Source organism: Microbacterium stercoris, from assembly GCF_017592545.1.
GTDB lineage: Bacteria > Actinomycetota > Actinomycetes > Actinomycetales > Microbacteriaceae > Microbacterium > Microbacterium stercoris.
Window position 1 is genome coordinate 459,816 of sequence record NZ_JAGFOA010000001.1, and the last position, 11,761, is coordinate 471,576.

At 69.3% G+C, this 11,761-nt stretch carries 8 protein-coding genes; 7 read left to right on the forward strand and 1 reads right to left on the reverse strand.

The features are described 5' to 3' along the window. Positions 1–9: 9 nt before the first annotated feature. Positions 10–714, reverse strand: a complete 705-nt coding sequence (locus J5V96_RS02080; protein WP_236014447.1) for a CPBP family intramembrane glutamic endopeptidase — start codon at positions 712–714, stop codon at positions 10–12. A 315-nt stretch (positions 715–1,029) separates the two neighbouring features. Here J5V96_RS02080 and J5V96_RS02085 point away from each other — a divergent pair, with 315 nt between their 5' ends. From J5V96_RS02085 to typA, 7 genes are all read left to right on the forward strand, one after another. After that, a complete protein-coding gene (locus tag J5V96_RS02085) occupies positions 1,030–2,661 on the forward strand; it encodes a peptide ABC transporter substrate-binding protein (protein ID WP_208499987.1) in 1,632 nt (543 codons plus the stop codon). Positions 2,662–2,857: 196 nt separating this feature from the next. Then, positions 2,858–3,787 carry an ABC transporter permease gene (locus J5V96_RS02090; RefSeq protein WP_208499988.1) on the forward strand — a complete coding sequence of 310 codons (930 nt, stop codon included), beginning with the start codon at positions 2,858–2,860 and terminating at the stop codon, positions 3,785–3,787. Next, entirely contained in the window at positions 3,777–4,718 is a 942-nt protein-coding gene (locus J5V96_RS02095) for an ABC transporter permease (RefSeq protein WP_208499989.1), read from the forward strand. Before J5V96_RS02090 ends, J5V96_RS02095 begins: the two co-directional genes overlap by 11 nt. Then, entirely contained in the window at positions 4,715–6,418 is a 1,704-nt protein-coding gene (locus J5V96_RS02100; protein WP_236014361.1) for an ABC transporter ATP-binding protein, read from the forward strand. Before J5V96_RS02095 ends, J5V96_RS02100 begins: the two co-directional genes overlap by 4 nt. Positions 6,419–6,422: 4 nt before the next feature. Then, on the forward strand, positions 6,423–6,977 hold the full coding sequence (locus tag J5V96_RS16905; RefSeq protein WP_208499990.1) for a PH domain-containing protein: 555 nt from the start codon (positions 6,423–6,425) through the stop codon (positions 6,975–6,977). A gap of 120 nt (positions 6,978–7,097) precedes the next feature. Further along, positions 7,098–9,725, forward strand: coding sequence for a UvrD-helicase domain-containing protein (locus J5V96_RS02110; protein WP_208499991.1), 2,628 nt, complete (start codon positions 7,098–7,100; stop codon positions 9,723–9,725). Between the two features lie 55 nt (positions 9,726–9,780). Next, positions 9,781–11,685: a translational GTPase TypA gene (typA, locus tag J5V96_RS02115; protein WP_208499992.1), complete on the forward strand. Its 1,905-nt coding sequence runs from the start codon at positions 9,781–9,783 to the stop codon at positions 11,683–11,685. The last annotated feature ends 76 nt before the right edge of the window (positions 11,686–11,761 follow it).

Below are 11,761 nucleotides of genomic sequence, written 5' to 3' on the forward strand. Positions count from 1 at the left end.
TCCGAGCCGTCAGAACACGCCGGGCCAGAGGGACGCGGCGAGGGGATATCCCACGAACGCGATCGTGTCGATGAGCGCATGCGCCACGACCAGCGGCATCAGCCGGCCCCAGCGGCGGTAGCACCAGCCGAACACGATGCCCATGGCGACGTTGCCGACGATCGAGCCGAAGCCCTGGTACGCGTGGTACGCGCCACGCAGGAGGGCGGCCGCGATGATGATCCGCCACGATCCCCAGCCGAGGCGAGACAGCCGATCGCCGAGGTAGCCGATCACCACCACCTCTTCGATGAGCCCCGCGCGCAGGGCCGACAGGATGAGCAGAGGCACCGTCCAGGCCTCGATCCCCGCGGAGGCCTGGACCGTCACGGTGACGCCCAGCGCGCGTCCGCCCGCGTAAAGGGCGAGCCCCGGGATGCCGATCGCCGCCAGGAGCAGCAGTCCGCGGCTGAGGTCGCCGCCGAAGCGCGTGAAGTCGAGTCCCAGCCGGCGCAGCGCATTGCGCCCCGGCTCCCACAGCAGGTAGAGCACGATGCCCACCAGCGCGAGGTCGAAGGCCACGTCCAGCACGCGGTAGATCACGTCCCAGATGACCTCGGCCGACATCGGCTGATTCAGCTGGGCGGACTGCTGCGAGAGGGGAGTGCTGTCGAGCAGCCTTTTCACGAGAGCGAGCACCGCGTACAGTGCCGACTGTCCGACCGTGATGGCCATAACGAGGCCGATCTCCACACGAAGGCGTGTGCGATCAGCGGCGGCGACGGGAGTCGGAAACGGATCAGCCGGGGTCACCGAGCAAGGGTCGCACAGCATCCTTTGTGCAAGCGTTTCCAGATCTGCCAGGCGAGAATCGCCTCGTGCGGGGCGGTGTGATGCATAATGCCCAGCGCTCGCGGTCCGGTGTAAAGCCTCTGTAACGGTTCTGCGCACCATTTCCGTCAGACCGACAAGCGGCTTAGAGTCATCGCATCGCAACGACGCCCTCTTCGGTGTCCGCGCATGTCCCTTACCTTCCCCAGGAGGAACCCTGTGAAGCGCAACAAGATCGCCCTGCCGGGCGTCGTGCTGCTGGGCGCCGCGAGCCTCGTGCTCGCCGGCTGCGCCAGCGGCGGCGGCGAGTCCAACGGCACCGAGAAGCCCGCCGAGGGCTCGTCGACCGCCGTCATCTCGACGAACGGCTCGGAGCCCCAGAACCCGCTGATCCCGACGAACACGAACGAGACCGGCGGCGGCAAGGTCGTCGACTCGATCTTCGCGGGCCTCATCTCGTACAACGCCGACGGCTCGGTCGTCAACGATGTCGCCGAGGACATCACGGTCGACTCGCCGACGCAGCTGACCGTCAAGATCCGCGACGGTCTGACCTTCACGGACGGCACCCCCGTGCAGGCGCACAACTTCATCGACGCCTGGAACTACGGCGCGAAGCTGTCGAACGCCCAGGCCTCCTCGTACTTCTTCGAGGACATCGAGGGCTTCAGCTGGGACGAGGACTCCGAGCTCACCGGCCTCAAGGAGGTCGACGACCTCACGTTCACGATCACGCTGAACAAGCCGGCCTCCGACTTCGGAATCCGCCTCGGATACTCGGCCTTCTACCCGCTCCCCGACGTCGCGTTCGAGGACATGGAGGCCTTCGGCCAGAACCCGATCGGCAACGGCCCGTACAAGCTCGACGGCGACGGCGCCTGGCAGCACGACGTGCGCATCGACCTGGCGGTCAACGAGGACTACGACGGTCCCCGCAAGCCCAAGAACGGTGGCCTCGACATCATCTTCTACGCCACGCAGGAGGCCGCGTACGCCGACCTCCAGGGTGGCAACGTCGACGTCATCGACGCGATCCCGGACAGCGCGCTGGAGACCTTCGAGGACGACCTGAAGGGTCGTGCGGTCAACCAGCCCGCGGCCATCTTCCAGTCGGTGACCATCCCCGAGTGGCAGGAGGGCTTCCAGACGGACGAGGAGGGTCGTCTCCGCCGCGCGGCGATCTCGCACTCCATCAACCGCGACGAGATCACCGACGTGATCTTCAAGGGCTCGCGCACCCCGGCGACCGACTTCACCTCGCCGGTCATCGACGGCTGGAGCGACGAGGTCCCCGGCAGCGAGGTGCTCGAGTACGACCCGGAGCTCGCCAAGGAGCTGTGGGCCGAGGCCGAGGCCATCAAGCCCTTCACGGGTGAGCTCACCATCGCGTACAACGCCGATGGCGGTCACCAGACGTGGGTCGACGCGACGGTCAACTCGATCGCGAACACGCTCGGCATCGACGTCGCGGGCAACCCGTTCCCCGACTTCGCCGGTCTGCTCGACGCGCGCGACAACCAGCAGGTCAGCGCGTTCCGCTCCGGATGGCAGGCCGACTACCCGGGTCTGTACAACTTCCTCGGCCCGCTCTACGCGACCGGTGCCGGCTCGAACGACGGCCTGTACTCGTCGGAGGAGTTCGACGGTCTGATCGCCGAGGGCATCAGCTCGACCGATCCCGAGGAGCAGAAGGCCAAGTTCCAGGAGGCGCAGACGGTGCTCTTCACCGACCTGCCCGCGATCCCGCTGTGGTACTCCAACGCCACCGGCGGCTGGGCAGAGGGTGTCGACAACGTCGAGTTCGGCTGGAACTCGGTTCCGCTGTTCCACGAGATCACCAAGGCCGAGTAAGACCTTTCTGATCCGCGCGTGACGAGGCGGTGGCGGAGACGCCACCGCCTCGTTCCATGCACATTGGTCGGTCCATACACGTCACTCCCAGCAGAGTGGGCGCAGAATTGGTCGGCTTGCGGGCATTCCAGACCCAGGATGCCCACTCTTCCCCGTGCCATCGCACGGGCGCACTCACCCCGGAAGGAGGGGGAGGATGCTCGCGTACATCCTCAGACGCCTGGTGCAGGTGGTGCCTGTCTTCATCGGCGCCACGCTGCTCATCTACTTCATGGTCTTCGCCATGCCCGGCGACCCGATCGCCGCGCTGTTCGGCGACAAGCAGCCCCCGGAGGCCGTGCTCGAGCAGCTGCGCGCCCGGTACATGCTCGACCAGCCGTTCATCGTGCAGTATCTGCACTACCTGGGCGGCATCCTGCGGCTCGACTTCGGCACGACCTTCTCGGGTCAGAGCGTGATGGAGGTGCTGGGGCGCACGTTCCCCGTCACCCTGCGTCTTGCCGTGATGGCCATCGTGATCTCGTTTGTGCTCTCGATCGTCATCGGCGGCGCCTCGGCCCTTCTCAAGGGCACGGTGTTCGACCACGCGATGCTCGTCGTCGCGCTGATCTTCATCGCCGTTCCGATCTTCGTGCTGGCGTTCCTCGCCCAGTACTTCCTGGGCGTGCAGCTCGAGTGGTTCAAACCCACCGTCGGGGCGAACAACGACTGGGGCGACCTCTGGCTGCCGGCGATCGTGCTGGGGTTCAGCATCTACGCCGCGAGCATGCGTCTGACGCGCTCGTCCATGATCGACACGCTGGGGCAGGACTGGGTGCGCACGGCGTACTCCAAGGGCCTCTCGCGCGGTCGCGTGATCCCCGTGCACGTGCTGCGCAACTCGCTGATCCCGATGGTGACCGACATCGCGACGAACTTCGGCATCCTGATGGTCGGCGCGACCGTGACCGAGGGCATCTTCAACGTGCCGGGCGTCGGCAACACGCTGTTCCAGGCGATCATCCGCCACGAGACGCCGACGGTCGTCTCCTTCGTGACCGTCTTCGTGATCGTCTACGTGCTCGTCAACCTTCTCGTCGACCTGCTTTACGGTCTGCTCGACCCGAGGATCCGCTATGTCAAGTAACGCTGTGCACTACGTCGCGCCGATCAAGGCCGATGTCGTCGTCGATGCGGTCCGCCTCGGCGAGAAGCCGAGCAATCTCTGGCTCGATGCCTGGCGCGACCTGCGTCGCCGCCCACTGTTCTGGATCTCCGTCGCGATCGTCGTGATCGTGACGGTGGCAGCGCTCTTCCCCGGCCTGTTCTCGCAGCTCCCGGCGTCCGGCCAGGGCGCCGCGAGTCTCGCGAAGAGCAACGCGGGCCCCGAGCCGGGGCACCCGCTCGGCTTCAGCTTCCAGGGCTACGACGTCTGGACCCGCCTGGTCCATGGCGCAGGGGTCTCGCTGAGCGTCGGCATCCTGGCGACCATCATCGGCACGGTCATCGGTGTGATCATGGGCGCGCTGGCCGCGTTCTACGGCGGATTCCTCGACTCGCTGCTCTCGCGCGTCGGCGACATCTTCTTCACGATCCCCTACATCGTCGCCGCCATCGTCGTGATGACCGTCGTGCCGCGCGAGTTCCGCACGGTGCTGGTGCTCGCCTTCGCGATCGGCGGCTTCTCGTGGGCCTCGACCGCGCGCATCGTGCGCGCCGAGGTGCTGCGGGTGAAGCAGTCCGACTACGTGATGGCCTCCATCGCGCTGGGTCTGTCGCGCTTCAAGACGATGCTCGTCCACGTGCTGCCCAACGCCATGGCCCCCGTCATCGTGGTCGCCACGGTCGGCCTCGGAAACGCGATCGTCGCGGAGTCGACCCTCTCGTTCCTGGGTGTCGGCCTTCCCGGCGTCGTCTCGTGGGGCGCCGACATCAGCCAGGCTCAGGCGTCGATCCGCACGGCGCCGATGGCGCTGTTCTGGCCGTCGCTCGCCCTCACGATCACCGTCCTCGCGTTTGTGACGCTCGGCGAGCTGATCCGCGACGCCGTCGACCCGAAGTCGAGGGCCCAGCGATGAGCGCCGCCGCGATGAACAAGGAGAACCCCGTGTCCGGCATCAACACGACCGAGCCGCTGCTGAAGATCCGCGGTCTGAACGTCTCGTTCGGCACCGGCAAGGCCGCGCGCGAGGTCGTGCACGGCGTGGACCTGGAGGTCTACCCGGGCGAGACGGTCGCGATCGTGGGCGAGTCGGGCTCGGGCAAGTCGACCACCGCGACCGCGGTCATCGGCCTGCTCCCGGGCACCGGCAAGGTCACGGGCGGCGAGATCACCCTCGACGGCGTCGACCTGGTGCACGCCGGTCGCCGGGAGATGGAGGCGATCCGCGGGCGCGAGATCGGCTACGTCCCGCAGGACCCGATGTCGAACCTCAACCCCGTGTGGTCGATCGGCTTCCAGGTGGGCGAGGCGATCAAGGCCAACGGCCTCGCCACGGGCCGCCGGGAGGTGCGCGAGCGCACGATCGAGGTGCTGAAACAGGCCGGCCTCTCCGACGCCGAGCGCCGCCTCCACCAGTTCCCGCACCAGTTCTCGGGCGGCATGCGCCAGCGCGCGCTCATCGGCATCGGCCTCGCGGCCGACCCGAAGCTGCTCATCGCCGACGAGCCGACCTCCGCCCTCGACGTCACGGTGCAGCGTGTGATCCTGGATCACCTCGCTTCGCTCACGCGCGAGAAGGGCACGTCCGTGCTCTTCATCACGCACGACCTGGGCCTTGCGGCCGACCGCGCCGACCGCATCATCGTGATGAACCAGGGCGAGATCGTCGAGTCGGGCCCGAGCCGCCTGATCCTCGAGAACCCGCAGCACCCCTACACGCAGCGTCTCGTCGCCGCGGCGCCCTCGCTGGCGTCGCAGCGCATCCAGGCCGTGGCGGAGGAGCGCGGCGTCGAGACCCTCGACGAGGTCGTCTCCGATCACCCCGTGATCGAGGTGCGCGACCTCGTGAAGGAGTACCGCATCCGCCAGGGCGGCTTCCGATCCGTGCCGTTCCGCGCGGTCGATGGGGTCTCCTTCCAGATCCCGAAGGGCAAGACCCTCGCGCTTGTGGGCGAGTCCGGATCGGGCAAGTCCACCGTGGCGAAGATGGTGCTCCAGCTCGAGTCGATCACCAGTGGCCAGCTGCTGATCGAGGGCAAGGATGCATCGAAGATGTCGTCCAAGGAGGTCTTCGGCCTCCGCAGCCGTATGCAGCCCGTCTTCCAGGACCCGTATGGATCCCTCGACCCGCTGCGCTCGATCGGGCACCTCATCTCCGAGCCCCTCAAGGTGCACGGCGTGGGCGACGAGAAGTCGCGCCAGGCGCGCGTCTTCGAGCTGCTCGAGCAGGTGTCGCTGCCCCGGGAGCTCGCCTGGCGCTACCCGAACGAGCTCTCGGGCGGTCAGCGTCAGCGCGTCGCGATCGCGCGGGCGCTCGCGCTCAAGCCCTCGATCGTTGTGCTCGACGAGGCCGTCTCGGCCCTCGACGTGCTCGTTCAGGACCAGATCCTGAAGCTCCTCGCCGAGCTGCAGGCCGAGCTGGGCCTGACGTACCTCTTCATCACGCACGACCTCGCGGTCGTGCGCGTCGCGGCCGACCTGGTCGCGGTCATGGAGAAGGGACGCATCGTCGAGCAGGGCACCGTCGACGAGATCTTCGCGTCCCCGCAGGAGGCGTACACGCAGCGCCTGCTCGACGCGATCCCGGGCGCCTCGGTGAACCTGGCCGGTCACTGATCCCGTGACGGACAAGCCTCTCGTCCTCCGCGCGCCCGCGGGCCTCTTCTGGCTCGTGGGCGTCGCGGTGGTCGTTGTGCTGCTGCTGGTCGACGTCGTGGCGCGCGGATCCTGGTCGCAGCTGCTGCTGGTGGCCCCGTGGACGCTGATCCCGGTGTGGTTCGTCTGGGCCTTCCTGTATCTGCCGCACATCGCGGCCGACCGTGACGCCCTGCACGTGCGCAACCTGTTCCGCACGATCCGCCTTCCCTGGGCGTCGGTGGACGATCTCGTGATGCGCTGGCAGCTCGAGGTCCACCTCACCCCCGACGCCCGGGCCGCGGGCTTCGGCGGGCGCAAGGGCATCGTCGAGGCGTGGTCGCTCACCAAGCGCTGGCGCGGCATCGGGCGTGCGCGGATCGACGAGACCGAGCAGACCCTCGACGTGCTGCGTGGCATGAAGGCGTCGGCCGGTCGGCAGCCCGGAGCGCTCCCGTCGGCCACCCTGAGCCCCGCGCCGCTCGTCGTCGCGGCGGTCATCGCCGTGTGGTGCGTGGCCTCGGTGCTGCTCGCCGGCTGACGGTTCCCGTCAGAACACGCCGCACGTGCTGGCCGGGTCGCGGCGTGTGGTGACGAACCGGCCGGATCCGGCCGGCGATGTCGGATGTCCGGGGTAGCGTTGCGCGGTCGGAGGGGATTGATGATCGACGAGCGGGCGACGCGGGTGCTGATCGCACTCCTTGCCACCTGGGAGAACTGGGAGACCGCGCGCGAGACCACCTATGAGCGGGTGCTCGGCGCGATCCTGTCCGGTAAGCGCGTCGGGCGCAACCTCACGGAGGCCGCGCATCTCGCGGTGGTGCGCTCGGCGCTCGGCCCGCTCTGGCCGCAGCTGCCCACGCTGCTCGACGTGGTCTATGCCACCCACCGCGGCGATGTGATCGCGATGCGCGGCGACGCCGACACGATCGCCGCGGTGTTCGCGTCCGCGAAGCAGGTCGCCCCGGCCACCCGCCCCGCGCGGCCCGCACGCGCGGCGGCTCCCGTCGCGCCACCGCTCGATCCCGCCGAGGCGAAGGCCGTGCGCGAGGTGCAGGACTGGTGCGCCGCGCACCTTCCGCTGGCGGACGGATCCTGGTTCCGGCCGGACGACGCGCAGGCGCGGGTCATCCTGGCGGGGGAGAGGCACACGCTCGTCACCGCGCGGGCCGGATCCGGCAAGACCGCCACGATGGCGGCCCGGGTGGCGCACCTCGTGCGCGTGCGCGGGGTGGCGCCCGAGTCGGTGCTGATGCTCGCCTTCAACGTGCCCGCGGCGAAGGAGCTGCGCGAGCGCATCGCGCGGTGGCTCCCCGAGGGGCGGCGCCCGCACGTGAAGACGTTCGACGCGTTCGCGCGCGCCGTGCTGCCCGAGCCTGCGGGCGGGGGCCCGCGGCTGCTCGATGAGGGCGAGTCCTCGCGGGAGATGGCGCAGCTGCTCGCGCGCGCCGCCTCCGACCCGCGACAGCGTCAGCGCCTGCGCGCCGCGCTCGCGCAGCACGCCATGGCGTCCGGCGACAGCGGCGACGTGATGCACACGCTGCGCGGCGAGCGTGTGACCTCGGCCGCCGAGCGCGCCCTCGCCGACACGCTGCTGCGCCTGGGCATCGTGGGCGACGGCACCGAGGGCGGGCTCGACTATCGCGTGCGGATGGGGGTGAACCTCGACGGCGTGTGGTCCAAGCCGACGATCGCGCTCGTCGATGCGGCGGGCACCGCGCGCCTCGCGATCGATCTCGACGCGAGCGGCGCCGGCAGCGGGCGCACCATCCGCGTCACGCCGGGTGAGGCCGTGAGCCCGGGATTCCTCGAGGGACTCGCCCGCCGACTCGAGCGCGAGGGTGTGCGCACACGTCGTCTCGACCGCGATGAGATCTGGCAGGTCATCGAGCGCCGCGCCACCGAGCGCTTCCGGCGCACCGCCGAGAACATCCTCTCCCGCGCGCGGCAGCTGCGCTGGACGGGCACGGATCTGCGCGTCGCCTGGGCGCGCCACGACGGCGAGCCGCGCCGCGAGCCTCTGGTGGCGCTCTGCGCCGACCTGCTCGACGCCTACGCGGCGCGGCTGACCGAGCTGGGGGCGGAAGACTTCTCGGCCCGCGCGTGGAGGGCGGTCGAGGCGCTCGAGTCCGACGGTCCCCTCGAATCGGGCGATCTGGACGTCGCAGCTCTCCGGCACATCGTGATCGACGAATACCAGGACTTCTCGGCCCGCTTCGCGGGGCTCGTCGACGGTGTGCGTCGCCGCTCCCCCGAGGCGCGGGTGTGCGCGGTCGGAGACGACTGGCAGGCCATCAACGGCTTCGCCGGCTCCTCCCTGGAGTACTTCACGGGCTTCGGCGACCACTTCGCCGAAGCCGTCGCGCTGTCGCTCACGACCAACCGCCGGTCCCTGCCGGCCATCGTGCGCCTGGGCAACGGAGTGATGGACGGGCGCGGCGAGCCCGCCGTCGCCCTGCGCACCGGCGCGGCCCAGGTACGGGAGTTCGGCCTTCCGCAGCTGCGCATCGAGGCGGAGGAGCGCGCGGCGCTCGGCGATGACCGCACGATCGTGGCCGTGACCCGCCTCATCCGCGACCATCGGTCGGCGGGACGCAGCGTCGCGGTGCTCTCGCGCATCAACCGCACCATCGCCCCCGAGACCACCCGGCGGATCGCGGCGGTGATCGGCGAGGAGGCGGCCGCCGGCGTCGAGTTCAGCACGGTGCACCGGTTCAAGGGCCGCGAGGCCGATGCGGTGATCCTGCTCCAGGCCGAGGAGTGGGCGTATCCTCTCATCCACGCCACCTGGGAGCTCTCCCGCGCCTTCGGCGACACGCTCGCGACGCTGTCCGACGCCGACCGTCGTCTTTTCTATGTGGGCGTCACGCGAGCCCGCTCCCATCTGGACGTCGTGACCTCGATGGATCCGAGCCCCTTCTGGACCGGATCGCGCGGTCGCGTCGTGCTCGCGCCGGGGCTCTGGGACCTGCTGCCGCGCGCCGCCGGCGACGCCACGGAACGCGGGGTCGAGGTGCGGGTGTCCAACGGATCCGCACGCGACTTCGAGGCGAGCCGCGCGGCGCTGAAGGAGGCCGGGTTCCGCTGGAGCGCCGAGCGCGAGCAGTGGGTCGCGGTGGTCCGCGAGTCGGAGGCGCGGTCGGGGGAGGTGCTCGAGCGCCCCTGGGCCGCCGATCGCGGCATCGAGATCAGCGCCCACCTTCCCTCGGGCGAGACGATCTGGCTGCGGCAACGGGGGAGATCCGCAGATGAACGCGCTGTCAGGAAGCGATTCAGCGGGGCACGCTAGGATTCCCCCCGGCCCGCTTCCGGGTCACCTCCCCTTTGCAGCAAGGATCCCCTTTATGGCTCGCGCCCTCCGCACCGACCTCCGCAACGTCGCCATCGTCGCCCACGTCGACCACGGCAAGACCACGCTGGTCGACGCCATGCTCCGCCAGACGGGCTCGTTCGGCGAGCACGCGCACGTCGAAGAGCGCGCGATGGACTCGAACGACCTCGAGCGCGAGAAGGGCATCACGATCCTCGCCAAGAACACGGCGATCACCTACAACGGCAAGCACACCGACACGCCGGTCACGATCAACGTGATCGACACCCCGGGTCACGCCGACTTCGGCGGCGAGGTCGAGCGCGGTCTGTCCATGGTGCACGGCGTGGTCCTGCTGGTCGACTCGTCGGAGGGCCCGCTGCCGCAGACGCGCTTCGTGCTGCGCAAGGCTCTCGAGGCCAAGCTCCCGGTCATCCTCCTGATCAACAAGACCGACCGTCCCGATGCTCGCATCGCCGAGGTCGAGGAGGAGGCGCACGACCTGCTGCTGGGTCTGGCGTCCGACCTTCAGGACGACGTGCCCGACCTCGACGTCGACGCGCTGCTCGACGTTCCGGTCGTGTACGCGTCGGGCCGTGCCGGTGCCGCATCGCAGAACCGCCCCGCCAACGGCGAGCTGCCCGACAACGACGACCTCGAGCCGCTGTTCGAGGCCATCCTCCAGCACATCCCGGCTCCCGAGTACGACGACGAGGCGCCGCTGCAGGCGTGGGTCACCAACCTCGACTCGTCGTCGTTCCTGGGCCGTCTCGCGCTGCTGCGCGTCTTCAACGGCGAGCTCAAGAAGGGCCAGACCGTGGCCTGGGTGCGCCAGGACGGCACCGTCCAGAACGCACGCATCACCGAGCTCCTCATGACCAAGGCCCTCGACCGCTACCCGGCCGAGAAGGCGGGCCCCGGCGACATCGCGGTGATCGCGGGCTTCGAGGACATCATGATCGGTGAGACCATCGCCGACCCCAACGACGTGCGCCCGCTGCCGCAGATCTCGGTCGACGAGCCGTCGATCTCGATGACCATCGGCACCAACACCTCGCCGCTCGTCGGCAAGGTCAAGGGCCACAAGCTCACCGCGCGCATGGTCAAGGAGCGCCTCGACCGCGAGCTCATCGGCAACGTGTCGATCCGCGTGAACGACATCGGCCGCCCCGACGCGTGGGAGGTGCAGGGTCGTGGAGAGCTCCAGCTCGCGATCCTCGTCGAGAACATGCGTCGCGAGGGCTTCGAGCTCACCGTCGGCAAGCCCCAGGTCGTCACGCGCAAGGGCGAGAACGGCAAGACGCAGGAGCCCTACGAGCACCTGACGATCGACGTGCCCGAGGAGCACCTCGGCGCCGTGACCCAGCTCATGGCGAACCGCAAGGGCCGCATGGACAACATGGTCAACCACGGCACCGGCTGGATCCGCATGGAGTTCATCGTGCCGTCGCGCGGCCTCATCGGCTTCCGCACGGAGTTCCTCTCGATCACGCGCGGCACCGGCATCGCGAACGCCATCTCGCACGGCTACGACGACTGGGCCGGCCAGATCGTGGCCCGTCAGAACGGCTCGATCGTCGCCGACCGTGCGGGCGTTGTGACGCCCTTCGCGATCATCGGCCTGCAGGAGCGCATGTCGTTCTTCGTCCGCCCGACCGAGGAGGTCTACGAGGGCATGGTCGTGGGCGAGAACTCGCGCGCCGACGACATGGACGTGAACATCACCAAGGAGAAGAAGCTCACCAACATGCGATCGGCGAACGCCGACTCGTTCGAGTCGATGACGCCGCCGCGCCTTCTCTCGCTGGAGGAGTCTCTCGAGTTCGCCCGCGAGGACGAGTGCGTCGAGGTCACCCCCGAGGCCGTGCGCATCCGCAAGGTGGTGCTCGACGCGACCGAGCGCGGTCGCGCCGCCTCGCGCGCCAAGAAGCAGGGCTGACCCTCTTCACACGCGGAAGGGCCGGACGGATCCCCGTCCGGCCCTTCCGCGGTCCTCGGGTCATAAGGGGGGCCCA